This window comes from Pseudoalteromonas thalassia (genome assembly GCF_049257215.1).
In the GTDB taxonomy this organism is placed as follows: domain Bacteria; phylum Pseudomonadota; class Gammaproteobacteria; order Enterobacterales; family Alteromonadaceae; genus Pseudoalteromonas; species Pseudoalteromonas lipolytica_C.
On sequence record NZ_JBMMUE010000004.1, the window covers coordinates 147,586 to 173,043 of the forward strand.

At 42.5% G+C, this 25,458-nt stretch carries 22 protein-coding genes; 9 read left to right on the forward strand and 13 right to left on the reverse strand.

Features of this window, described 5'->3' with window-relative positions; genetic code table 11:
- Positions 1 to 44: 44 nt before the first annotated feature.
- Positions 45 to 767 carry a 3-deoxy-D-manno-octulosonic acid kinase gene (locus tag AAEU31_RS06895; protein WP_421966845.1) on the forward strand — a complete coding sequence of 241 codons (723 nt, stop codon included), beginning with the start codon at positions 45 to 47 and terminating at the stop codon, positions 765 to 767.
- Here the strand turns inward: AAEU31_RS06895 and hldE are convergent.
- From hldE to AAEU31_RS06910, 3 genes are read right to left on the reverse strand one after another with little or no spacing between them, the layout of a single operon-like run.
- Positions 757 to 2,196: a bifunctional D-glycero-beta-D-manno-heptose-7-phosphate kinase/D-glycero-beta-D-manno-heptose 1-phosphate adenylyltransferase HldE gene (gene hldE / locus AAEU31_RS06900; RefSeq protein ID WP_421966846.1), complete on the reverse strand. Its 1,440-nt coding sequence runs from the start codon at positions 2,194 to 2,196 to the stop codon at positions 757 to 759. The two genes, AAEU31_RS06895 and hldE, sit on opposite strands and share 11 nt — an antisense overlap.
- Entirely contained in the window at positions 2,196 to 2,786 is a 591-nt protein-coding gene (locus AAEU31_RS06905; protein ID WP_135926088.1) for a D-sedoheptulose-7-phosphate isomerase, read from the reverse strand. The genes hldE and AAEU31_RS06905 overlap by 1 nt, the downstream gene beginning before the upstream one ends.
- Before the next feature lie 31 nt (positions 2,787 to 2,817).
- Entirely contained in the window at positions 2,818 to 4,305 is a 1,488-nt protein-coding gene (locus AAEU31_RS06910; RefSeq protein WP_421966847.1) for a capsule assembly Wzi family protein, read from the reverse strand.
- 153 nt (positions 4,306 to 4,458) lie between these two features.
- Here AAEU31_RS06910 and waaA point away from each other — a divergent pair, with 153 nt between their 5' ends.
- Positions 4,459 to 5,718 (forward strand): lipid IV(A) 3-deoxy-D-manno-octulosonic acid transferase, encoded by a 1,260-nt coding sequence (gene waaA / locus AAEU31_RS06915; protein ID WP_421966848.1) that lies wholly within the window; start codon positions 4,459 to 4,461, stop codon positions 5,716 to 5,718.
- 45 nt (positions 5,719 to 5,763) lie between these two features.
- Complete coding sequence (locus AAEU31_RS06920) at positions 5,764 to 6,306, forward strand: DUF1415 domain-containing protein (RefSeq protein WP_135926315.1); 543 nt, start codon at positions 5,764 to 5,766, stop codon at positions 6,304 to 6,306.
- Between the two features lie 65 nt (positions 6,307 to 6,371).
- On the opposite strand, the gene AAEU31_RS06925 is transcribed toward AAEU31_RS06920, so the two are convergent.
- The 4 genes from AAEU31_RS06925 to purL all read right to left on the reverse strand — a co-directional run bounded on the left by AAEU31_RS06925 (position 6,372) and on the right by purL (position 13,382).
- A complete protein-coding gene (locus tag AAEU31_RS06925) occupies positions 6,372 to 6,707 on the reverse strand; it encodes a YdbL family probable chaperone protein (RefSeq protein WP_135926091.1) in 336 nt (111 codons plus the stop codon).
- A 9-nt stretch (positions 6,708 to 6,716) separates the two neighbouring features.
- On the reverse strand, positions 6,717 to 6,899 hold the full coding sequence (locus AAEU31_RS06930; protein ID WP_054551055.1) for a YnbE family lipoprotein: 183 nt from the start codon (positions 6,897 to 6,899) through the stop codon (positions 6,717 to 6,719).
- Complete coding sequence (locus tag AAEU31_RS06935) at positions 6,892 to 9,363, reverse strand: intermembrane phospholipid transport protein YdbH family protein (protein WP_421966849.1); 2,472 nt, start codon at positions 9,361 to 9,363, stop codon at positions 6,892 to 6,894. The genes AAEU31_RS06930 and AAEU31_RS06935 overlap by 8 nt, the downstream gene beginning before the upstream one ends.
- A gap of 134 nt (positions 9,364 to 9,497) precedes the next feature.
- The gene (gene purL / locus AAEU31_RS06940) at positions 9,498 to 13,382 is read right to left on the reverse strand and encodes a phosphoribosylformylglycinamidine synthase (protein ID WP_138557229.1); all 3,885 of its coding nucleotides are present in this window, start codon (positions 13,380 to 13,382) and stop codon (positions 9,498 to 9,500) included.
- Positions 13,383 to 13,693: 311 nt separating this feature from the next.
- Here purL and mltF point away from each other — a divergent pair, with 311 nt between their 5' ends.
- Positions 13,694 to 15,160 carry a membrane-bound lytic murein transglycosylase MltF gene (mltF, locus tag AAEU31_RS06945; RefSeq protein ID WP_105181305.1) on the forward strand — a complete coding sequence of 489 codons (1,467 nt, stop codon included), beginning with the start codon at positions 13,694 to 13,696 and terminating at the stop codon, positions 15,158 to 15,160.
- Between the two features lie 358 nt (positions 15,161 to 15,518).
- On the forward strand, positions 15,519 to 15,689 hold the full coding sequence (locus AAEU31_RS06950) for a hypothetical protein (protein WP_167658517.1): 171 nt from the start codon (positions 15,519 to 15,521) through the stop codon (positions 15,687 to 15,689).
- Here AAEU31_RS06950 and tadA read toward each other — a convergent pair whose 3' ends face one another.
- Positions 15,690 to 16,187, reverse strand: a complete 498-nt coding sequence (gene tadA / locus AAEU31_RS06955; protein ID WP_135926095.1) for a tRNA adenosine(34) deaminase TadA — start codon at positions 16,185 to 16,187, stop codon at positions 15,690 to 15,692.
- A 180-nt stretch (positions 16,188 to 16,367) separates the two neighbouring features.
- Between tadA and AAEU31_RS06960 the strand changes: the two genes are divergently transcribed.
- Positions 16,368 to 17,672, forward strand: coding sequence for an inosine/guanosine kinase (locus AAEU31_RS06960; protein ID WP_135926096.1), 1,305 nt, complete (start codon positions 16,368 to 16,370; stop codon positions 17,670 to 17,672).
- A 6-nt stretch (positions 17,673 to 17,678) separates the two neighbouring features.
- Here the strand turns inward: AAEU31_RS06960 and glsB are convergent, their stop codons facing one another.
- From glsB to ftsY, 5 genes are all read right to left on the reverse strand, one after another.
- Positions 17,679 to 18,599, reverse strand: coding sequence for a glutaminase B (glsB, locus tag AAEU31_RS06965; RefSeq protein WP_199527376.1), 921 nt, complete (start codon positions 18,597 to 18,599; stop codon positions 17,679 to 17,681).
- A 79-nt stretch (positions 18,600 to 18,678) separates the two neighbouring features.
- Positions 18,679 to 19,542 (reverse strand): RNA polymerase sigma factor RpoH, encoded by an 864-nt coding sequence (gene rpoH / locus AAEU31_RS06970; RefSeq protein WP_054551048.1) that lies wholly within the window; start codon positions 19,540 to 19,542, stop codon positions 18,679 to 18,681.
- Positions 19,543 to 19,821: 279 nt separating this feature from the next.
- Positions 19,822 to 20,808 carry a permease-like cell division protein FtsX gene (gene ftsX, locus AAEU31_RS06975; RefSeq protein ID WP_135926098.1) on the reverse strand — a complete coding sequence of 329 codons (987 nt, stop codon included), beginning with the start codon at positions 20,806 to 20,808 and terminating at the stop codon, positions 19,822 to 19,824.
- Complete coding sequence (gene ftsE / locus AAEU31_RS06980; protein WP_135926099.1) at positions 20,805 to 21,482, reverse strand: cell division ATP-binding protein FtsE; 678 nt, start codon at positions 21,480 to 21,482, stop codon at positions 20,805 to 20,807. Before ftsE ends, ftsX begins: the two co-directional genes overlap by 4 nt.
- Positions 21,483 to 21,536: 54 nt before the next feature.
- Positions 21,537 to 23,750 (reverse strand): signal recognition particle-docking protein FtsY, encoded by a 2,214-nt coding sequence (gene ftsY, locus AAEU31_RS06985; RefSeq protein ID WP_421966850.1) that lies wholly within the window; start codon positions 23,748 to 23,750, stop codon positions 21,537 to 21,539.
- Positions 23,751 to 23,960: 210 nt separating this feature from the next.
- Here ftsY and rsmD point away from each other — a divergent pair, with 210 nt between their 5' ends.
- The 3 genes from rsmD (at position 23,961) to AAEU31_RS07000 (ending at position 25,407) form a co-directional block, all read left to right on the forward strand.
- On the forward strand, positions 23,961 to 24,578 hold the full coding sequence (rsmD, locus tag AAEU31_RS06990) for a 16S rRNA (guanine(966)-N(2))-methyltransferase RsmD (protein WP_295507584.1): 618 nt from the start codon (positions 23,961 to 23,963) through the stop codon (positions 24,576 to 24,578).
- Between the two features lie 145 nt (positions 24,579 to 24,723).
- Positions 24,724 to 24,939 carry a 30S ribosomal protein S21 gene (rpsU, locus tag AAEU31_RS06995; RefSeq protein WP_002957797.1) on the forward strand — a complete coding sequence of 72 codons (216 nt, stop codon included), beginning with the start codon at positions 24,724 to 24,726 and terminating at the stop codon, positions 24,937 to 24,939.
- Positions 24,940 to 24,960: 21 nt separating this feature from the next.
- Entirely contained in the window at positions 24,961 to 25,407 is a 447-nt protein-coding gene (locus AAEU31_RS07000) for a GatB/YqeY domain-containing protein (protein WP_062568695.1), read from the forward strand.
- The last annotated feature ends 51 nt before the right edge of the window (positions 25,408 to 25,458 follow it).

The following is a 25,458-nucleotide window of genomic DNA, read 5'->3' on the forward strand; positions in this document are numbered from 1 at the left end:
AATACGGTAAGATAGCGCTAATTCTATTTAATCTTGAAGTTGTTATGTTCGAAACTCAGCATCTACAAAACACCACCCTTTTGTGTCACCCTGACTATAAAGATGAGCTCACGCAACAGTGGTTCGATGCCAGCTACTGGCAACAACAAGAAAAAATAGTTGGCGCAAAAAAAGGCCGCGCAACAGCGTGGTTTTTTAAACATCAACAGCTCACAGGTGTTCTGCGCCACTATTGGCGAGGAGGACTCGTTGGTAAGCTACTCAGCGATCAGTACCTATACTTTGGCTTAAAACAAACCCGAGTTTATAAAGAATTTACACTAATGATGCGTTTGCGTGAGCTTGGCCTGAATGTGCCCACACCGATTGGGGCCAAAATTAAAACCAGCGGCTTTATCTATCGGGGCGATATTATCACCGAGGCAGTGACAGGCGCAAAAAGTGTGTTAGATATTTTAATCACGCGCCCACTAAGCCAGTCTGAACTCAAAACGATTGCAGCCACCCTCAGCGATTTTCACAATCACGGGGTATACCACGCAGATTTAAACATCAATAACATCTTGTTCGATGATACAGGTAAGGTGTTTATCATCGACTTTGACCGCGGTGAAATCAAAAAGCCGCACCCTAGCTGGCAAACAGAGAATATTAAACGCCTTGCTCGTTCATTTGCAAAAGAGCAAGGCCGTAACGAACAGATGCATTGGCGACAAAGTGATTGGCAGTCACTAATATGTGACTACCAAGCTTTGCTTAAGACTTAATCTTGCTAATTACGTTAGATGTTGAGCAACCATTAAGAAACTCAAGCACTTCGACTTTACCGCCATGGCGTAATACATGATCAGCTCCGGCAATTTGGTCAACAGTGTAATCGCCGCCTTTTACTAGTACATCGGGGCTAATTTGCTCAATGAGCTTAGCTGGCGTGTCATTCTCTTCAACGCTACCAAATGGAATAACCCAGTCAACAGACGCCAGCGCACTTAAAACCATGGCACGTTCATCGAGTGGATTAATTGGTCTTTGTGGGCCTTTTAAGCGAGTGATAGACTCGTCATTATTTAAGCCAACAACAAGCCTGTCACCACGAGCTTTTGCCTGTGCAAGGTAGCGTACGTGACCTGCATGAAGAATATCAAAACAGCCATTAGTGAAAACAATTTTTTCACCATTTTGTTTGGCAAACTCAATATGCTGAAGTACATCTTCAAACGGTGTTTGATAATGCTCGCCAGTTTGCTGTAAATATTGACCAAGCTTACGGCTAAGTTCTTCAGGCGAAACAGTCGCAGCTCCAAGCTTGCTTACAGCAATACCTGCTGCAAGGTTGGCAATTTCAACCGCATCTTTTGCTGCCATACCAGCGCCTAGCATCACTGCTAATGTCGCAATTACAGTATCGCCGGCACCGGTTACATCGCTAACTTCAAGCTGTTGGGCTGCAAAATCATGTTTTTCTGTCTGACTAATTAACGACATGCCATGCTCTGAGCGCGTTAATAGCATCGCAGCTATGCCCGCTTCACTAATTAATTTACGAGCACTGTCAGTCAAGTTTTGCTCAGAGTCCGTCAAACCACCAGCAAGCTTAAACTCATTTAGGTTAGGCGTAATATAATCAGCACCACGGTATAAGCTTAAGTCTGATGATTTAGGGTCAATAAGCACCGTTTTGCCTGCTTTCTTTGCAACCTGAACCATTTGTTGAATTAAGCTCAGTGAGCCTTTGTTGTAATCAGAAAACAACACAAAGTCATAATCATCCAATACTAGCTCTAGGCGATTAAGTAATAATTGACTGTGCTGCTCAGTGAAGGTTTCTTCAAGGTCTAAACGAACAACTTGCTGATGACGACTAATAACACGCATTTTAGAAATTGTCGGTAAGTCACACACACTTACAAGTTGCGAATCAATTTTTTCTGAACTTAAGATGGTTTCAAGAATTTGCCCGCTTTCATCTTCACCGACTAAACCTAATAGGCCAACTTTACCGTCTAAACGAGCAATATTTTTTGCGACGTTTGCTGCACCACCGGCTTTGTCTTCAAATTTACTCACTTTCACAACCGGGACTGGTGCTTCAGGTGAAATTCGCCCAGAGTCGCCATGCCAGTATCTATCTAGCATGACATCACCAACAACTAAAATACTTGCCTTTGAAAGGTTTTTTAGTAACGCTAAATCCATTACTTTTGCTCCGCTACAACCATATCGATGGCTTCACATAGCCAATGCCCGATAAACATGTGGGCTTCTTGAATACGTGCGGTTTCATCATTTTTAATAATAATAGGTAACTTAGCGATGTCTTTTACTTTGCCACCATCTCGGCCTGTTAATGCTACGGTAAAAGCGCCGATTTCATTTGCAGCAGCAAGCGCTAAATTAATATTAGGGCTAGTACCCGAGGTGGTTAAGCCAATAACCAAATCATCTGGCTTACACAGGGCCTGAACTTGGCGCTCGAATACAGTATCAAAGTGATAATCATTGCTGTGCGCTGTTAAAATTGAGGTATCAGTAGTCAGTGCGATTGAAGCAAGTGGACCGCGCTCTAATTTATAACGCACCACAAACTCAGCAGCTAAGTGCTGTGCATCTGCCGCACTTCCGCCGTTACCAAACCAAATGACTTTGCCACCCGCTTGCAAAGCACTGTGACATGCTTCAAGTAATTGCATCACTTCTGGGTGGTAGGTCTCCATCGTTTCAAACAACATTTGATGGCGATTTAAACTTTCGAGGTAGCTTGCCGCTACAGAATCAAGATTAGACATATAAATTCCTTAAAAAGTATTAACGGCTTACTTACCAAAAATAGGCAACAGATAACCACGTATAGTTATCGCCAAATACATCTTCGCCATAGGTAAGAGTTGTCTCTAATGTATGCTCGTTTAATTGGCGTGTATTGCTTAATTGCAGTTCAACGGCACGCTCATAGTCTCCGGTCGTTTGACCCCACTCATTTAGGTAATTACTTTCGTTTTCTATCAGTGTGAGCTTACTGCGCCAAAGTGAGCGGTAGTTTTCACTATAAGTTAACTCCATGCTGTGCACTTGCGTCGGTGGCGCATCAGCATAAACCCTCGCAACACCATTGGCATGTAACTCAGTATAACGTTGATCAGCCGCATAATGACCCGTTACAAAACCACCCACTGTATTACCATATACTGGATAAATCTCATTGACGTACCACAGGCTGTGCATGTTGGTATATTCATACCTAAGCGACATTGTATTACTCAGTTTTGGCAAGAAGAAGCCAAAATTGCTAACAGTATTACCAAATTGGTAGTTTTTGTGGTCTTTTGTGTCTTCACCACCATATTCAAAGTAAAGTTCAATTGGCATTCCCCAATTAAAATTCACCGTACTGGTAATTGTTACGTATTGGTCACCTAACTCATTATCTTTACTACCAGTGAGCCCTGAGTTGTCATTACCCGCAGGATCAAAAAATGCATCGACCACATCACCAACATCGACTTTGCGGGGGCCCCCACCAAACTGCATCATACGATTAAGGCCCAACTTCCAACCATCAAGCGGCTCAATACTAAAATGCGTCCCTGCGAGCTTTGGTGTGCCGCTATGGAGCTCATTTTGATAAAGAATACCATTATCGACATGCTCAAGCTCAGAATAATAAAGCTCAAAATCAAAATTCCACCAATTGTGGGCTGGTTTTACCATACCCAATGAAATCGAAGGTGCTGTTTTAGCATTGGTAGAAATAATCTGCGCAGAATGTTTAAACGGCGAGAACCAGTGTTCTTTATAACCAAGATTTAACTGTAAATCTTCGCCAGCAAAACTTATAAACGAATTATAATTTACAAATTTATTAGCTTTAGCTCGGTAATCTACACCCACTTGTACCAAGGTGTAATCATTAGCACGCCAAATACCTTCAAAAAAACCTTGCCCCCATTCATCCGAGCTTAGGCCTCTTTGATTCGCTATTTTCTTTGCATTATCCGTATCTACTTGTAGTTTTACACCGACACGAGTCACTGCATCATCACTTTGATATGGCTTTATTTTTGAACGAATAGCAGCAGCTAACCCAGGCTCTTCCTTTTCAAGTACAAGAAGTGCTTTCTCGACTTCTGCTAAACGATATGGTTTAGCCATAGGAGTGCCAATTGTTAGTGCAAACAAAGTATCTAATTGATGATCAAGCTGTGCGTCCATGCCAACAGGTAAATAAGCGGTGGGTGTTGCATATAAAGACATAGCGCAACTTAAGAGAGCACCTACTACCGAGGCTTTTATCATTTTAAATTTCATAACTGCTTCGTTTATTTAATAAGTAATCGAAATACTACCAAATTACCTGAAACTAAACACTTAAAACTCTCATAGATAACCCTTTTTAACATTTTATATTTAGATAGCGTATGTTCCACGCTATCATAGGGTTTTATTCATATAGGCTAACCAATGGCGCGTATTATATATTCTTTACTCCTATACATTTTGAGTCCGCTGATTGTTTTTTACTTATATGTTTTGCGAGGTAAGAAAAACCAAGGCTACCGAATGCATTTTGCTGAACGCTTTGGCTATACAGATTTATCGCGCCACGATATTGTTTTTCATTGTGCCTCTGTAGGTGAAGTGCTAGCGGCAACCCCGCTTATTAAGGCAGTTCAATTCGAACACCCTGCGCTTACGATTTTAGTAACCTGCAATACCCCAACTGGCCGCGAGCAAATAAAAAACAACTTTAACGATACTGTTAGCTGCTGTTATTTACCGATTGATTTTTTCTTCGCTACACAGCGTTTTTTAAAGCGTATCAAGCCAAAGGTACTGTGTATTTTAGAAACAGAGCTGTGGCCTAACCTTATGGCTCAAAGCAACAACTACGACACAAAAGTACTTGTTTTAAATGCCCGGCTTTCAGCTAAATCACAGCAAGGCTACCAAAAGGTGATGCTATTAACTAAACTGATCATGCAATCAATTAGCGACCTTGCTAGTCATAATCAAGATGATGCCAAACGTTTTATTGAACTAGGTTTAAAACCTGAAAAGGCTCGCGTGTTTGGCTCAATTAAATTTGATATCACGCCGACAGATGAGCAATTAAATAAAGTCGCAGCACTGAAAAATCAATATAACAACGAGCGCTTTATCTGGGTTGCAGGCTCCACTCACCCTGTTGAACATGAGCTTATTTTAAGTGCTCATAAAAAGCTGTTAAAAGCCTTGCCCAACGCTCTTTTGATTATTGCTCCGCGTCACCCCGAGCAATTTGATAAAGTCGCGGAGATATTAAAAAACTCAGATATGAGCTTTAGCCGTCGCAGTGCAGATAACTATAACAACCAGCAAGTTGTGCTAGCGGATACGTTAGGCGAGCTACAATGCTTATATGGAGTGGCAAACATCAGCTATATTGGCGGTAGTTTAATAGAGCGAGGCGGCCATAATCCGTTAGAGTCAGCAGCGTTTTCGGTTGGCGTTTTAGCAGGTCCTCATACCTATAACTTTGACCATATATACCCTGAGCTTATTAGTGCTCAAGGAGCTAAAATTGTCACTGATGAAAACCAACTTGCTGACACGCTTATCGCTTTGAGTAATGATGCAGAACAGACCATAAAGCTTGGTCAACAAGCTGCAAAATGCGTGGCTAATAATCAAGGTGCTATCAGTAAAACGGTTAATTTAATTGAGCTTTACTTAGAAAAGTAAAATAGAGACATAGAATAGAGAAATAACGTGACTTCAAAGCAAGTGATGAATCGCCCAGAAAAACAAATGCGCGAATGGGTATCAAGTGTAATCGTGAAATACAATTTCTGCCCGTTTGCCCGCAAAGAAGTTGAAAGCAATTGCATTCATTATCAAATCAGCCAGTCTATTACACTTGATGATGCGGTAATGGATATGCTTGAGCAGTGTAGCGAGTTAGACCAACAAGCACAGCGTGAAACAACCCTGTTGATGTTTGAGCAAGGCTTTAAGGATTTTGAAGAGTTCTTAGATTTAGTCGATTTAGCCAATGCGCTTTTAGCTGCACAAGGTTATGAGGGTAAGTATCAAATAGCTAACTTTCATCCTGACTATGTGTTTGCCGATAGCGATGACAGCGATGCTGCAAACTATACTAACCGCGCACCTTATCCAACACTACATTTAATCCGTGAAGCCAGTATGAGCGAAGCGTTAGATAACTACAATGAACCTGAGTCTATCCCAGAGCACAACATTAAACTTGCAAGACGTAAAGGCATCGACTTTTGGCAGCAGCTATTACAAAGCTGCATCGATAAACGCTAACGCCTGCCGGCGTTATAAAGATAAAAAGCCAGCAATGCTGGCTTTTTCTAATTTAACTTAGTGAGTTATTTTTTTACCCACTCACCGTTCACTTCAATGTAGTGACCCGGCTTAGTTTTCTCGATAGTTTTAGCAGCTGCAAGTGCTTCTACCTGCGCTAACGAAAGGTTATTCTTTTTCGCTAGCTTTAAGTACTGCTCTTTGCGCTTTGCATTAATTTCATCAACGACTGCTTTTGCTTCACTATTATTAACCACTAAACCTAAATAGCCTGAGCTATCTTCACCCACTAATCCTTGGCTCTTTGCGTCATCAAGGCTAATAGCCCACGCAGAAAAAGAGAAACAAACAGCACTGATCAAGGTGATCACATTTAGTTTTTTAAGTTGTAATTTACGCATGTGTGCTCCTTAGAATAATTCGCTGTCATCACTGAATAAGGTATCAAGTTCTTTATCCACTTTTACGCGGATCTCATGGTCAACTTTTACATTTAAGTTGATTGTAATCGGCTCTTTTGCTGCCACCTCAACACGGTGAGTACAGGCACTCAGCATGCCTACTGCCGTCAGCATTACTAACCACTTAGCCATCATTGCTTTCTTTTTTTGCATACTCTTTCTCAACTTTTTGAGTAATTTCATCACTTAAACGCAGCGCTCTAAGTAAAGTAAATACATTCTCTTCATGGTTATAATTAAAGTTCACTGCTTGCTGCTGCGCTTCATTATAACCTTCTAAATTAACACCTAAATGTAACCAACCATCTGGTTTTAAGTTAACACTGCTGCGTAGTTTTTTAATATCTAAATTCTCGAGTAAACTCAGCGTTGTACTCAGCTCCTGTTGCTGCGCTTTTACAGCTTCAAAACCCGCATTATTAGTGATCAGTAATTTACCATCACCTTGATTAACTAGCTGCCCTTGCTTTACCTCTATTCCCTGTTTGCTTATAACAACAGGTAAGGTGCCCGCTAAGCGCCCGCTTAAACTAATTCCAGACTCAGCATCAAGGGTGACTAATTTGCTGGCATCAATATTTTCAAACTTAACGGTCGCGGTTTGGTTGTCACTCAGTGGGCAGTATTTATTCACCACAAATTTGCCGCCCATAACTTGACCGGTTAGATCAGCTGCGCAAGGCTGATTAGCTGTTACCTGCAACTGACCCTGCATATTTTTGACCACAGCACCTGCGCGCAGTTCATTGAGTGTAAATTTAGTCGCTGCAATATTAAGCTGCCCTGAATTAAACGTCCCATCCAAATCCACGGCAAAATCATTTGCTAGGTAGTCATTATAAAGCGCACTGAGCTTATTAATGTGAACACTACCTTCTGCTTGCTGAAGATTTACATCACCTTTAATAATCCCTGAAACCACCCCATCAGTGATGGTTGCAAGGGGCTCAAACTGAGCAATTATCGGATTAAGCTTGGATACTGCCTGCTCAGGTATCACCAATTCAAATGGGTGCGCAACCCTAGACATATGATGGCTAACAAGCGCTTCAAAGCCATCTGCAAACACATGATGCGTTGCCTGCAAGGCGCGGCTTTGTAGGGCATTTGTAACGACAGACAACTTATTTAAAGTAAGTTCAGGTGTTGATAATTTAGCAGCCGTGGTTTTGGCATCAATATCAGCAAATAATTCCCCCACACTGAGATCTGTACTAAGGGTTAGCTCATTACTGATTTTTGCTGCGTTAATATCATTATAATTTAATGATTTAACCTTACTGTTGGCTTTAACAATTAAGTGTTGCTCGGCATTATGCTCAGCCTCAATCGTGCTGGTAAAGTCAGCTATCTGAGCACCCGATATAAGCGCGTTTTTAACACTGACATTTGCGTTCAATCTAGCAGCTATCGGGCTAGAAAATAACTCATCAATTTTTAGATTTCCTTTAGCCCCAATACCCTCAACCAGAACACCGTCAGCCTGAAAATCTAAAAATGCAGGGAGTGAATCAAGTGACAGTTGAAAATCAGCGCTAACGTCACTTTCATGCAAATGCGCATTGAGCTTTAGCTCATCAATATCTTTACTGTTAAAATCAATACTAACTTGGCTATTAAGTGATGCGAGCGGATCCTGTAAAGAAAAGGTCGTATTACTGACTGTCACTTCACTTTGCCCTTCAGTTGCTAGCAGTTTTACGATTGGGACTGATAGCTGCTCGGCTTCTACACTAACTGGTTTTTCAATGTGTAACTGCCAAGTAAGCGGTAGCTGCGCTTCAATAAATGATTGATGCTGTTGGTCTGTGATGATGCTTAAACACGCTTGGTTTGCGCTAAGTTGATTTTGTAAAGCTGATAAATCCGCATATAAATGCTGTTGGTTTAATTGATACTTCGCACTCAGTTGCCCTTCGGTGGTAAAACCTAGGTCGCATTGCGCTAGAGCATGCTGATAACTTGCATTGACGGTGCTTTCAATTGCAACCGTAATACCATCAAACTTAACCTGCGATTGAGTGCCAAAATGGCTACTTTGTGGCAATGTTATGAACCGCCTAGCTACTTGCTCATCAAGGGTAAGATCGGCTTTTATTTCATAATTAGATATTTCAACATCTGCATTAAGATCACGTGAAATTGTAAAATGGTTTAAGCGTTTTTCTTGTATTGCCAACCTAACAGGGCTATCGGTAAACGGTGAGACTACATCAAGCTGCTCAATGCTTATTAGCGGTCTTTGCTCTGGTAATACTAAAGCGAGCTTTTTAAATTCAGTCTGTGCTGATTCTGGTTGTTTTTTATTTGCAAGGTCACTAACGATGAGATTAGCGCGAGAAACCCTAACCTGTTGCTTGTTAGCAAGGATGCCAGCTAACTCTATTTGCTGCCCTTGATAAGTTAAGCATAATTTCTCGATATTTAAATCAAGCTGGCTGGTCAATGACCAATCAATGCAGTGAAGCTCAGCGCCATTTTTACTAAGCATAGGCGTTAAGTACCACGATGTCAGTGGTAGCCTGAACAGATACGCCAACAGCAGCATGCTTAGCACGATACCTAGCAACCCTACGCTTACCCGCTTAAAACTCAAAAAACTCTCCTTGCCTTTGAACTTACACTTACTAGCACCATTATAAACAAAAAGGCTGCACTTAATAGTGCAGCCTTTTTAGTTTAAACGGTTTGTATGAACCTAACTTGTATAGCTAGGTATATAACTAAGTTCTAGCCAACGTTTTTACGTGCGTTGCGGAACATACGCATCCATGGGCTATCTTCACGCCACTCATCTGGGTGCCATGAGTTAGCAACAGTACGGAATACACGCTCTGGGTGCGGCATCATAACCGTCGCACGACCATCAGTAGAGGTAATACCTGTGATACCTTCAGGCGAGCCGTTCGGGTTAGCTGGGTATTGCGTTGTTGGGTTACCGTAGTTATCAACAAACTTCACTGCCACAGTGCCTGACTCAAGCGCAGCTTTAACTGCATCGCTGTTAGCGAATTCAGCATGACCTTCACCATGAGAAACAGCGATAGGCATACGAGAACCAGCCATACCGTTAAAGAATACTGATGGGTTTTCTTGCACTTCTACAAGGCTAAAGCGAGCTTCAAAGCGCTCTGACTTGTTGGTTACAAAACGTGGCCAGTGCTCAGTACCTGGGATCAATTCTTTCAATGTTGAAAGCATTTGACAGCCATTACACACACCTAGGCTGAATGTATCTTCGCGGTGGAAGAAGCTTTGGAACTGCTCACGCGCCATCTCATTAAATAAGATTGACTTAGCCCAGCCTTCACCAGCACCTAATACGTCACCGTAAGAGAAACCACCACATGCCACTAAGCCTTTAAATTGCTCAAGTGTTAAACGACCTTCAAGGATGTCGCTCATGTGTACGTCAACCGCTGCAAAGCCAGCACGGTTAAATGCTGCAGCCATTTCTAAATGAGAGTTAACACCTTGCTCACGTAGAATCGCCATTTTCGGCTTCGCACCAGTTGCAATGTAAGGCGCAGCAACGTCTTCGTTTAAATCAAAGCTTAGTTTTACGTTAAGACCTGGGTCTTTTGCGTCAAACTTAGCGTCAAATTCTTGCTTAGCACACTCTGGGTTATCGCGACGTGCTTGCATTTGGTAAGTTGTTTCAGCCCAAATAGTGCGAAGCTCAGTACGCGTGTGGTTAAGCACCACATCATCACCACGAGTGAATACCACACGGTCATCAGCATTTAATGTACCAATTTCATGGCTGATAGCTGCTAAGCCGTGATCAGCAAGAACGGCTTTAACTGCATCTAAATCAGCGTTTGCCACTTGGATAACCGCACCTAGCTCTTCATTATAAAGCGCTTCGATGTCTGAACCTGTAAGGCCTGCAAGGTCAACAGTAACACCCGTGTGACCAGCAAATGCCATTTCAGCGATAGTTGTGAATAAACCACCGTCTGAACGGTCATGGTAGGCAAGTAACTTGTTATCAGCAACAAGCGCTTGCATTGCTTCATAGAAACCTTTTAATAACTCAGGGCTATCAACATCAGGTGTTACATCACCTAATTGCTTATAAACCTGTGCAAGGCTTGATGCACCCATACGGTTTTGACCCGCACCTAAATCAACTAATAATAGTGATGATTCACCTTTATCAGTGCGTAGCTGTGGCGTTACTGTTTTACGCACATCTTCAACACGACCAAAGGCAGTGATGATTAGTGATAATGGTGCAGTAACCGATTTTTGCTCACCGTTTTCATCCCATTGAGTTTTCATCGACATTGAGTCTTTACCCACAGGAATTGTTAAACCAAGTGCCGGACAAAGTTCTTCACCAACCGCTTTAACAGCTTCGTAAAGACCCGCATCTTCACCAGGGTGACCAGCTGCGGCCATCCAGTTTGCAGATAGCTTGATATTTTCAAGGCCACCGATGTTAGCACACGCGATGTTCGTTAATGACTCAGCCACAGCTAAACGAGCAGAAGCTCCATAGTTTAACAGTGCAGCTGGTGTACGCTCACCTAGTGACATTGCTTCACCGTGATAAGTATCAAACGCAGCGGCTGTTACCGCACAGTTTGCTACTGGCACCTGCCAAGGACCCACCATTTGGTCACGCGCAACTAAACCTGTTACCGTGCGGTCACCAATGGTGATTAAGAATGTTTTTTCAGCAATCGTTGGTAAGCGTAATAAACGTTGTGCAGCATCTGCCGCATCAATGTTTGCAACGTCTAATGGTTGCGATTGTGCTTTTTTAGACTCAACTTCGCGGTGCATTTTTGGTGCTTTACCAAGTAAAACATCAAGCGGTAGGTCAACAGGGTTGTTACCAAAGTGGCTATCTTCAACCGTTAAGTGGCGCTCTTCTGTTGCTTCACCGATAACCGCGTATTGTGCACGTTCACGTTTACAGATTGCTTCAAAGCGCGCGAAGTCTTCAGCTGCAACTGCTAATACGTAACGCTCTTGAGATTCGTTACACCAAATTTCGTGTGGTGCCATACCCGGCTCATCGTTTGGAATATCACGAAGTTGGAATTTACCACCACGACCACCGTCGTCTACAAGCTCAGGGAATGCATTTGAAAGACCACCAGCACCCACATCGTGAATGAAAGCGATTGGGTTTGCATCACCTAACTGCCAACATTTGTCGATAACTTCCTGACAACGACGTTCCATTTCTGGGTTTTCACGTTGTACCGATGCAAAGTCTAAATCTTCGTTCGATTGACCTGATGTCATACTAGACGCAGCACCACCACCAAGGCCGATGTTCATTGCCGGACCACCTAGTGCGATAAGTTTTGCACCAACTGGGATCTCACCTTTTTGAACATGTTCAGAACGAATGTTACCTAAACCACCTGCAAGCATAATTGGCTTGTGGTAACCACGTACTTCTTCACCGTTGTGGCTTGATACTTTTTCTTCGTAGGTACGGAAGTAACCAAGTAAGTTAGGACGACCAAATTCGTTATTGAATGCCGCGCCACCTAATGGACCTTCAGTCATGATATCTAGTGCGTTAACGATACGACCAGGCTTACCAAAGTCGGTTTCCCATGGTTGCTCGTAACCTGGAATACGAAGGTTAGATACAGTGAAGCCCACTAAACCAGCTTTTGGTTTAGAACCACGACCTGTAGCACCTTCGTCACGAATCTCACCACCAGAACCTGTTGATGCACCCGAAAATGGCGCAATCGCTGTTGGGTGGTTATGAGTTTCAACTTTCATCAAGATTTCGATGTTTTCTTGATGGTATGCGTACTCGCCTTCACTGTTCGGGAAGAAACGACCCGCTACTGAGCCCTTCATTACCGCTGCGTTATCTTTGTATGCAGATAACACATTTTCAGGGTGTTGCTCGTAAGTGTTTTTGATCATTTTGAACAATGATTTTGGCTGTTCGATGCCATCAATTGTCCAATCAGCATTAAAGATTTTATGACGACAATGCTCAGAGTTTGCTTGTGCAAACATAAATAATTCGATGTCGTTCGGGTTACGCCCTAACTTTTGGAAATTTTCTACCAAGTAATCGATTTCGTCATCTGCAAGCGCAAAACCTTGCTCAACATTGGCTTTAGCAAGTGCTTCACGGCCACCACCTAAAATGTCAACTGATGACATTGGACGCGGTTCATCGTGGCGGAATAATTTAGCTGCATCAGCCATATCCGCATGCGTTGCTTCAGTCATACGGTCGTGTAATAACGCTGCTACTTCAGCTGTTTGCTCAGCTGATAGATTACCTTCAACGTAGTATGCAATACCACGTTCAACACGGTGAACTTGGCTTAAGCCACAGTTGTGTGCGATGTCGGTTGCTTTTGATGCCCAAGGCGAGATAGTGCCAGGACGCGGCGTTACAAGAATTAACGTGCCTGCAGGGCTGTGCTCTGCAATCGTTGGACCATAAGTAAGCAGCTTTTCAAGCTTTGTTTGCTCATCAGCTGAAAGCTCAGCAGTAAGATCAGCAAAATGCATGAACTCAGCATAAACGTTAGTGACTGGAAGTTGTGCCTGTTGGCAACGCGCTAAAATTTTCTGAACTCTAAAATCGGAAAGTGCTGGTGCACCACGAAGGATCAACATAGGTATTTTCATCCGGGGTTAGGGATTGAACGATATTTTAGGCGCGTATTATAGTGCAAATAACGTCTAGATTTAACTCAAAATTGCGCTTTTATTTAAATAATCTTCATAACCGCGATTATGGTTGCAACAATTAACTATCTTAGTACTCTTTATTTTCCCGCAGGCTGTTGTTCTGTATGACTTATCTTTTACCGCCACTGTTACAGTTATTAATTTTTAAATAGAGATATAAAACTATATGCGAAGTGACGTGGCAGTGAAGTTTTGCTATAACGGTAACGTAATGGTTTAAGGGGCATTTCTAATTTATGCAAAAAATACTCGCTATATTTACGCTTGTGCTCATGTTGTGTGCATGCGATATGCAACAACAACCATCACAACTTGCTCATATCAAAGCACAGAATAAGATAAGAGTCGGCACCTTAGCCGGCGCGAGTAATTACTATCAAGCACCGCAAGGTGTGCAGGGTTTTGAGTACGAATTAGCACAAGAGTTTGCCGATTATGTTGGCGTAGAGCTCGAGATGGTGCCTTTTTTTAATCTTACAGATATGTTCTCTCGCCTCGAAAGTGGTGATTTAGACATTATTGCCTCTGGACTTACTTATAATACCATTCGGGCTGAACATTATCGTTTTGGGCCAACTTACCGCACCATTAGCCAAAAGCTAGTATACAAGCAAGGCCGCACTCGCCCTCGAGAATTTGCCGATTTAACGGGGAACCTAACGGTTCTTGCGAAAAGTAGTCACTCACTTGCATTACAGCAACTTAAACAGCTTCACCCAGACTTAACATGGCATGAAACAGAAGATATGGATGAAGAAGAACTTCTGCAAGCTGTCATTGATGGTGAAATTGATTACACTCTCGCTGACTCTCACACCTTGTCATTATTTCGCCGCTACCACCCTAATTTAAGTATCGGCTTTTCAGTGACTCGTAACGACCCTATCGCTTGGTTACTAAGAAAGGATGGTGACGATTCTTTATATGCCTTGATGGTGCCTTTTTTTGGTGATGTAAAACAAAATAACCAACTTTATGTATTAGAAGAAAAGTATTTTGGCCACGTTCGTCAGTTTAATTATGTTAATACCCTAGCCTATATCGAAGCTATCAAAGAAACACTACCCAAATATCAACCTTGGTTTGAGCAATATTCAGGGAATATTGATTGGCGCTTACTGGCCGCCTTGAGCTATCAAGAGTCAATGTGGAACCCTAAAGCCAAGTCACCGACAGGTGTTCGCGGGATCATGATGCTTACGCAAACTACAGCAAAACAAGTTGGTGTTACTAATCGTTTAGAGCCTGAGCAAAATATCAAAGGCGGTGCCGAATATTTAGCGAAGGTTATTTCGTGGATCCCTGAACGTATTCCACAACCCGATAGAACTTGGTTTGCCTTAGCCTCTTATAATGTTGGCTGGGGCCACGTAAATGACGCGCGAATTATTACCGAGCAAGAAGGGGCAAGCCCCGATAAGTGGGCGGATGTAAAAAAACGCTTACCGCTTTTAATTAAAAAGCGTTATTATCGTAAAACCAAATATGGTTATGCACGTGGCGATGTTGCTGTGCAGTATGTTGACAATATTCGTCGTTATTACGATGCGTTGGTTTGGCTTGATGAAAATGATGCAATTGCTGACCCAAGTGAAGAAGAGCAAACCATTGAAGAGGTTAACACTTCCACAGAAACGAGCGAAAAGCCAAACGACACAACACAACCAGACTCCCAAGAGCAGCAGACGTTAGAAAACAACTAACCTAAAGCACCAGAAATCTGTTTACTTGTCATCAAATGATCATTATCTTCCTGTAGAGGTCAATATACCCAAGCCACCTCAAGATGCAGAATTCAGCGCTTCACAGGTGCTTAATATCAAGGCGTTACTTTGCAAGAATGGCCATCCCTTTTAAGAAGTAACAACGATGAGAGTAAGTGCCTGTGAAACGCCCAAAGGGTTGGTTTAAAAGCGATTTATACTGCGTTATTGATTTTAACAATAGAACCACTATTACTTGCAATCAATGCCTTGCCTAAATCGCTTTTAATTCCAACTGAAACTCGCATCTTGAGGTGGCTTGGGTATATAATGCTTTTCTCTCACTTAAGGAGCACACATGTTAAAAAGAAGACGCAAGACACATAAGTTCAAGCGTAATGTTATTTACTCAACAGCGACACGCCGTCGTATCATGCTGCGTAATACACACAAAAAAGTTATTTGGCGTCGCCGCTTATTTGCGATGCAGTTAATGGAAGCTCAAGTTCCTGCAACGCCGGTTGTATAACTAGGCGTTGCGAGCTGCAAGCTTAGCCGCCTTTTTCTCTTCTCTACGACGCTTAAAAAACTTAGATATCACCGCCCCACACTGCTCACTCATAACTTCACCGGTTACTTCAACTTGATGATTAAGCCTTGGTTCTTGTAATAGATTCATAATAGAACCCGCAGAGCCCGTTTTGGCATCTTTAGCACCGTATACGAGTCGCTTGATGCGGCTATGAACCAATAGTCCTGCACACATCGAACACGGCTCGAGGGTTACATACAAGGTGCAATCTATTAGGCGATAGTTATTAAGTACTTTGCCTGCTTCGCGGATTGCCATCATTTCTGCGTGAGCGGATGGGTCGTTATCGGTAATTGAGCGGTTATAGCCAAAAGCTATTAGTTGATTGTCTTTTACGAGCACAGCACCAACCGGAATTTCATTAATCGCTGCCGCTTCATTGGCAAAGCTCAATGCTTTTTCCATCCAATACTGGTCGCTAAATTGTTCGCTCATATATCACACAAATCTTGTAAAACTGTGAGTAATTATACCTAGTTAGTGAAAAATGTCGGCAATAAATACTGCTACACTTAAAAATTAACGCAAAATTTAGTGGCTTTTTCATGGCTCAACAGCCTCATATTGCGCTATAATCTCGCGCTTTTTTTATTTAGCTTACAACACGGGTAGCAAATGAAATTTCCTGGACGCCGCAGGCATAAACATTATTTTCCGGTGGAAGCCAAAGATCCACTGACGAATCAACTTAACTCAACCGAACGACTACAACGTAGTTATATTACGGGTATCGACCAAATTGTGGTGGATATTGAAGCGAAAGTTGATCAAGCTTTCCTAGATGAATTTCAATTGCGCCGTGGCATGTCGCAAGTAATCGATAGCGATATTACCAATGCGTTATACGACAGACTGAAACTCGACAACATGATCGACTATGAGTTTGCCGGCGGTACAGTAGGTAACACCATGCACAACTACTCAACACTAGCTGACGACCGTTCAGTGTTATTAGGGGTCATGAGTGAAAACATAAAAATTGGTAGCTATGCATACCGCTTTTTATGTAATACCTCTAGCCGTGTTGATCTTGATTATCTTCAGCCTGTAGACGGCCCAATTGGTCGCTGCTTTACCTTGATTGACGAAACAGGTGAACGTACCTTTGCGATCAGCGCTGGACTTATGAATCATCTTCGCCCTGAATCTATCGATCAAGAACTTATTGAGAACTCTTCAGCACTGGTGATCAGCGCATACCTAATGCGTACGCAAGGTGATGAAACCATGACAGAAGCCACCATGCAGGCAGTAAAATATGCCAATGATGCAGGCGTACCTGTGGTTTTAACCCTTGGAACTAAGTTCTTAATTGAACAAGACCCTACCTGGTGGGCTGATTTCGTTAAAGAACATGTTGATATTCTTGCGATGAACGAAGAAGAAGGGCTTGCTATTACTGGCTTTGAAGACCCACTTCTGGCTGCCGACAAAGCACTAGACTGGACAGACTTAGTTATTTGCACTGCCGGCGAAAAAGGCTTATTTATGGCAGGTTATGTAGACGATTCATTCAAGCGTGAAACAGAATATCCACTATTACCAGGTGCGATTGCTGACTTTAACCGCTATGAATTTTCGCGCGCAATGCGTAAAGACGATTGCCAAAACCCTATTCGTGCTTATAGCCACACAGCACCATTTATGGGTGGCCCAGACAGCATTAAAAACACCAATGGTGCAGGCGATTGCGCTCTTGCTGCGGTATTACATGACTTATCAGCAAACGTTTACCACAAACTTAATGTGGCAAACTCAGCGAAGCATCAGCAACCTGCAATGACTTACTCATCACTTGCACAAATTAGTAAATACGCTAACCGTGCAAGTTATGAAGTACTTGTTCAGCACTCTCCACGTTTATCGCGTGGTTTACCTGAACGTGAAGATTGTTTAGAGCAAGTTTACTGGGATCAGTAACCGCTTTTAGAAAATCGAAATATCCAGTTTCTGGGATAAACGCTCAAGAGCGGCTATCCCAGCTACTGAGTTACCATACGAATTAAGCCTTGGCGCCCAAACAGCCACAGTAAATTGATTCGGTAACACAGCTAATATAGTACCCGATACCCCTGACTTACCCGGCATGCCAACACGGTAGCCAAAATCTCCCGCAGCATCGTACAAACCACTGGTAAATAGTAACGAGTTTAACTGCTTATTTTGTCTGGCGCTGAGCACTTTATTGCCGCTGGCATCTTTACCTTGATTCGCTAAGTAATTGTAAGCTTTTGCTAATTCTACACAGTTAAGTTCAATGGCACAGAAGTTAAAGTAGGCCCATAACACATCATCAACCTCATTATTAAAGTTGCCAAATGATTTCATTAAATGCGCCATGGCGGCATTACGGTGACGAAACTCATATTCAGAATTTGCGACTTTCTTATCTATAACAACCTGAGGATTCCCTGATAACTGACGAAATGACTCAAGCATTGAATGCATCGGTGCTGATAAACGACTATATAAAGCATCACAGGTGACAATAGCACCGGCGTTAATAAATGGGTTGCGTGGTATACCCTGTTCAAATTCAAGCTGTGTTAGTGAGTTAAAGGCAGTACCTGAAGGCTCTTTTCCGACTCGTTGCCACAGCTCATCACCATAACGCTGAAGTGCTAAGGTTAAGGTCATTACTTTAGAAACAGATTGAATAGTAAAACGTGCACCACAATCACCCGCACAGTAGGTTTTCCCATCCACGGTATGAATCGCAATAGCGAACTGGTTTGGCTCAACCTCTGCAAGTGCAGGGATATAATCAGCAACCTTACCTTGACTCAGTAATGGCTGAACTTCTTTTGTGATTTCATCTAATACATGTTGATAATCAATCTGTGACATACCGCGTCCTTAAAACAAAAAGCCCCGCATTTGCGAGGCTTTGTAGTCTACTAAAGATGGTTTGCTATAGCGATTGCTATTAGCTCATTGCTGATTGCAGTTTTTTCATCGCTGTTTTTTCTAGCTGGCGAACACGCTCTGCTGAAACGTTATATTTCTCAGCAAGTTCTTGCAGTGTTGCTTTGTCATCAGCTAACCAACGTGCACTTACAATGTCTTGTGAACGTTCATCAAGGGTTTTTAACGCACTGAATAAACGAGCATGAGATTGCTCTTGCCATTGCTGCTCTTCGATATCGTCAGCAAGGTCAGCACTGCCATCTGTTAAATATTGTACTGGCGAGTATGTGCTTGTCGGTGCGTCGTCATTGTCGTCGCCCGTTAAGTCAAAGCCCATATCTTGGCCACTCATACGTGATTCCATCTCACGTACTTCTTTTTCGCTTACACCTAGCTCATTAGCAACAGTGCTAACCTCAGCTTGGTTAAACCAACCTAAACGCTTTTTGTTTTTACGTAGGTTGAAGAATAATTTACGTTGCGCTTTTGTTGTTGCAACTTTCACGATACGCCAGTTTTTCAGTACGTACTCATGAATTTCAGCTTTAATCCAATGTACTGCGAATGAGACTAAGCGAACACCTACACTTGGGTCAAAACGTTTTACCGCTTTCATCAGACCGATGTTACCTTCCTGAATTAAATCAGCTTGCGGTAAGCCATAACCTGAATAGCTTTTCGCAATATGAGCAACAAAGCGTAGATGCGACATAATGAGTTGCTTCGCAGCTTCAAGATCACCTTCTTCCTGAAGACGTGTCGCCAACTGCTTTTCTTTCTCTGCATCAAGCATAGGAATAGTGCTAACCGCTTGAAGGTAGCCGTCCATACTTGCGCTCTGTTGACCTGCAGTAAGTGCCATTGCGTATAAATCTTTACTCATTTTTCACCTCAGTGATAAACATTTGAAACCATCTTAGCACTCTTTAAGCGAGAGTGCTAACTTGAATTAAAAACTTTTTTAAAGTTCAAATCAAGTGGTTTTTTTAAGATAATTTTATTTTACTTTAAGGCGCTGAATAAGCGATGAATTCTAGCTTTTTAGGCGTTTTGAAAGGTAAATAGAGTATCCATTCAAAACCTAAACAAACAGCATAACGGCTAAATATGACAAATTAACGACAGTAAAAAGCGCTAAAATTATAGCGCTCAATACGACTAGCTAAACTTTATCAGGTTCTATTTCTTTTATATAACGGTTTACAGATAAGTAAGAACCAACAAATCCTAATCCAGTTGCAAGAGCAACTAAAATAGCAAACTCAGCCAAAGTTAATCCGATTAAATCAAAGCTTGTTTCATATACGCCAGCCACTTCACTCACCGCAGCTCCTAGCCACCACATCATTAAAGCAACACAAATAAAAGAGAACAAACCACCAATAATGCCGTACCAAATCCCTGTCCATAAAAATGGCGCATGAATAAAGGTGTTCGTTGCGCCAACTAATTTCATCACTTGAATTTCATCTTTCTTATCCATAATTGACAATCGGATAGTGTTACCGATGATCAAAGTGACGGAAGTTAATAATAGTAGAGCAATGGTAATAACGCTTTCTTTTAATAAACTTAAAAGTGCATTTAAGCGTTCAAGCCAAGCAATATCGAGCTTACCAAAATCAACTTCTCTTTCGGCTTCCAGCTTTTGCAGTAATTGCTTGGCTGTATTCGGCTGACGGTATCGTGCTGTAGGCGTAACAATCACAACATCTGGCAACGGATTAGCGTCTAAATACTCAAGTGCTTGACCAAATCCTGATACTTGTTTGAATTCAGTGAGGGCATCACCTTTTGAAATAAACTCCACTTTATCAACTTCTGGGTAGAGTGCTAAACGCTTAACTAAAGTTTGCGTTTGTTGCTCTGTCATAGTTTCTTTAACAAACAATGAGATCTCTGCTGCATCTTCAAAGCCACTGCTTACTTGTGAGACATTTTTGACTACTAAATAAAGTGTCGCAGGGAGCGTTAAACTTAACCCCAATACCGCAATGGTCATTAACGAAGCAAGAGGCGTTCGCCACATTTCACCCAAACTGTGAATACCTTGACGAATAAGGTTAAGAATAAAGAAGTACGGCGCTGCTAAAAGTGATTTTTTTTGGCGCTCATTTTGGCTAGGCCGGCTTTTAAATAATAAACTCATAGTGCCCCCTCAGCTAACGGGTCTTCGATCATACGACCATCTTTGAGCGTTAAACTGCGATAGCGCATGCGTGCAATAAGACCTATATCGTGAGTCGCAATAAGCACTGTAGTACCGTGGTTATTAAAATCTTCAAACAAACGCAGAATATCCATAGAAAGCTCAGGATCTAAGTTACCCGTTGGCTCATCGGCAAGTAGAATCGGGGGTGAGTTGACGATTGCTCGGGCTATACCAACACGTTGTTGCTCACCACCCGATAGTGTCGCAGGATTACATTTGGCTTTATCAAGTAAGCCCACTTTATCAAGCGCACCATTTACTCGTTTTGCAATTTGTTTATGATGCGTCCCTTCAATTATTAAAGGCAAAGCAACATTATCAAACACAGAGTAACGTTCTAATAAGCGGTGATTCTGAAAGATGATCCCTATATCGCGGCGCACATAAGGTATTTGCCGCGATTTAACAGCGTTTAAGTCTACACCATTAATAAGTACCTGCCCTGCCGATGGTCGCTCCATCAAACTTATGAGCTTTAGCAAGGTACTTTTACCTGCGCCACTGTGACCCGTTAAAAAGGCTAACTCGCCAGGCTTTATATGAAAACTAACTTTCTCAAGGGCACGGTGGCCACCTGGGTATGTTTTACTGACTTGCTGAAAATTTATCATTTTAATTATCAATCATCTTGCAGCGAAAAAGGGAGCACGCTCCCTTTTAATTAATTATGCATCGTCCTCATCTTGGCTGAATAGTGCATCAATGAAGTCATTACTATTAAATGTACGTAAATCATCAATACTCTCACCAACACCAATGTAACGAATTGGAATATTAAATTTATCTGCAACAGCGAAGATCACACCACCTTTAGCTGTACCATCAAGCTTAGATAAAGTGATCCCAGTTAAACCAACACATTCATTAAATAGTTTAACTTGGCTAATTGCATTTTGCCCTGTGCCAGCATCAATAGTTAACATGACTTCATGTGGCGCATCTGGGTCGATTTTTTTCATTACACGAGCAATTTTTTCAAGCTCTTGCATTAAGTTGTCTTTATTTTGCAAGCGCCCTGCTGTATCGGCGATTAACACATCAATGTTACGTGCTTTTGCAGCTTGAAATGCATCAAATACCACTGACGCACTGTCTGCACCTGTGTGCTGGGCAATAACCGGAATGCTATTACGCTCGCCCCACACTTGTAGCTGCTCAACCGCTGCAGCTCGGAAAGTATCACCAGCTGCAAGCATCACTGACTTACCTTCGTTTTGGAACTGCTTAGCTAATTTACCAATCGTGGTGGTTTTACCAACACCATTTACACCTACCATTAAGATAACAAATGGTTTTTTGTCACTAGGAATAACCAGCGGCTGCTCAGCCGTTTTGAGCATGCTTGCCATTTCTTGCTTCATCAGCTCGTAAAGCGCATCACCGTCTTTTAATTGCTTACGGTCTGCTGCATCAGTTAGGTTATCAATCAACTTCATTGTTGTATCAACACCTAAATCAGCAGTCAGTAATTGTGTTTCTAGTTCTTCAAATAACTCATCATCTATTTTCTTACCACTAAAAATAGACGCAAAGCCTGAACCTATATTAACGCGAGTTTTTAATAGGCCTTTTTTAAGGCGTGCGAAGAAACCTTCTTTCTTTGGTTTTTCAGCCGCAGCTTGAGCAGCTTTTTCTTGCTCTAAACGTTCCGCCTCTGCTTGTTCTGCAGCAATTCGTTCTTGTTCTAAGCGCTCCGCCTCTGCCTTTTCGGCAGCGATACGTTCTTGTTCTAAGCGCTCCGCTTCCGCCTTTTCTGCCGCGATACGTTCTTGCTCTAAGCGCTCCGCCTCTGCCTTTTCGGCAGCGATACGCTCTTGTTCTAGGCGCTCCGCTTCTGCCTTTTCGGCAGCGATACGTTCTTGTTCTAAGCGTTCAGCTTCCGCCTTTTCTGCCGCGATACGTTCTTGCTCTAAGCGCTCCGCCTCTGCCTTTTCGGCAGCGATGCGCTGTTGTTCTAAACGTTCCGCCTCTGCCTTTTCGGCAGCGATACGCTCTTGTTCTAAACGTTCCGCCTCTACTTGTTCTGCAGCAATTCGTTCTTGTTCTAAGCGTTCAGCCTCAGCCTTTTCGGCAGCAATGCGTTCTTGCTCTGCACGTTCAGCATCGCGTTTTTCTGCTGCAAGTTGTTCAGCTTCACGCTGCGCCTGTTCTGCTGCAGCACGTTCTTGCTCTAATTTCATTGCTGCTTCTTGCTCAGCAAGACGAGCTTGTTGCTCTTGGCGTTGTTGTTCTGCCGCATGCAGCTCTTGAGCTAAACGTTCCGCCTCTGCTTTTTCAGCAGCGATGCGCTCTTGCTCTAAACGTTCCGCCTCGGCCTTTTCGGCAGCAATACGCTCTTGTTCTAAGCGTTCAGCATCGCGTTTTTCTGCTGCAAGTTGCTCAGCTTCACGCTGCGCCTGTTCTGCTGCAGCACGTTCTTGCTCTAATTTCATTGCTGCTTCTTGCTCAGCAAGACGAGCTTGTTGTTCTTGCCGTTGTTGTTCTGCCGCTTGCTGCTCTTGAGCTAAACGTTCCGCCTCTGCTTTTTCAGCAGCGATGCGCTCTTGCTCTAAACGTTCAGCCTCAGCCTTTTCAGCAGCGATGCGCTCTTGTTCTAAGCGTTCCGCCTCGGCCTTTTCGGCAGCAATACGCTCTTGCTCTAAACGTTCAGCTTCTACCTTTTCAGCAGCGATGCGCTCTTGCTCTAAACGTTCCGCCTCGGCCTTTTCGGCAGCAATACGCTCTTGCTCTAAACGTTCAGCTTCTGCTTTTTCAGCAGCGATGCGCTGTTGTTCTTCTAATTGCTTCTGGTTATCAGCCTCAGTCGCTGTTTGCTCTGCTTTTTGTTTTTCTGATTTGCCAAAACCAAACCAAGACAAGAATTTACTTTTTTTTGCCATACTTGCTAATAACCACTTATAAAAATCTGATAAACTTACATGAATAATAGTTTGGTGGTAGTCCAGCTAATTTAGCCAAACTAAAACGGATACCATCTATCGCTAGGGTCGCAATACTAACACTTTTAGCGCTTTAGAAAAATGACACGCTAGCCATTGCTTACAATATTATCTGAGCAAGTGGTCAGTTACCAATGATTAGTGAGTTAAATGAGAAAAAAATCAACAGCTAAACGCCCAGTTAAAGCCGCTAACAATAAAACAGCCAATGGCTTTATTCGTATCATTAGTGGTCAATTCCGTGGCAGAAAACTGCCCGTAAAAGATGTGCAGGGCTTACGTCCGACCACAGATCGTATTAAAGAGACTGTATTTAACTGGCTAATGCAAGATACACGTGACGCAGCCGTACTCGATTGTTTTGCCGGCTCTGGAGGGCTTGGTTTTGAGGCTCTTTCTCGTTTTGCAGCCAGCGCGGTATTTTTCGAACTCGACAAAAGCGCAACGGCGCAGTTGAATAGCAATATCGCTACTTTGCAACTTAAAAATGCCACAGTAAAGCATGGGGACAGCCTAACACTCTTAAATAATAATGCTGAGAACGATAAATTTGATTTGGTTTTTGTTGACCCACCATTCCGTCAGAATTTAGCCGAAAAAAGTTGTTTTTTGCTCGAATCAAATCACTGGTTAACTGAGCAAGCTCTTATCTATGTAGAGGTTGAAAGTGAGCTTAGTAATTTAGACATTCCTGATAACTGGCTGCTTTTAAAAGAAAAAACTGCAGGCCAAGTCATTTGTAGATTGTATCAACGCGAAACAAATTAGCACTGTTTTGCCGACTTAGATTCTGTTAATATTATCCTTTACATGTGGTGTTGCTTCGGATTACAATACCGCACCATTTTTGAACCACTTGATCGTTATTCGATCAACTTGAGCAACGCTCATTATTTAGGTAGGTGAATTTTTAATGCCAGTAATTAAAGTAAGAGAGAACGAACCGTTTGACGTAGCACTTCGTCGCTTCAAGCGTTCATGTGAAAAAGCAGGTATCCTTTCAGAAGTTCGTCGTCGCGAGCACTATGAAAAACCAACAGCTGAGCGTAAGCGTAAAAAAGCTGCTGCAGTAAAGCGTCACATGAAGAAGCTTTCTCGCGATAACGCACGTCGCGTTAAATTATACTAATCAGTATTTGGTCTTGTATAAATGAGCCTTTTATTAACGCTAAAAGATGCGCAAAAAGATGCGATGAAGGCAAAAGACAAAGAACGTCTTAAGCCAATCCGCATGGTACTTGCAGCAATCAAGCAACGTGAAATTGACGAGCAAATTACACTTGATGACGACGGTATCACCGCTGTCTTAGTAAAGCTTGTAAAACAACGTCGCGATTCTTACACCCAGTACATTGATGCGGGTCGTGAAGATTTAGCTGAAATTGAAGCCAATGAGATTAAAGCACTTGAAGAATTCTTGCCTCAACAATTGAGTGAAGAAGAAATCATTGCTCTTATTGACTCGGCTATTGCTGATACAAATGCAGCGGGTATGCAAGACATGGGTAAGGTAATGGGAGTTATCAAAAGCAAAGCTGAAGGTCGTGCCGATTTAGGTAAGATTTCTGGCTTAATCAAGCAACGATTAACTGCCTAACCCCCACATACAGATGTATGATTCAAGCAAACCGAGCCTAGTGCTCGGTTT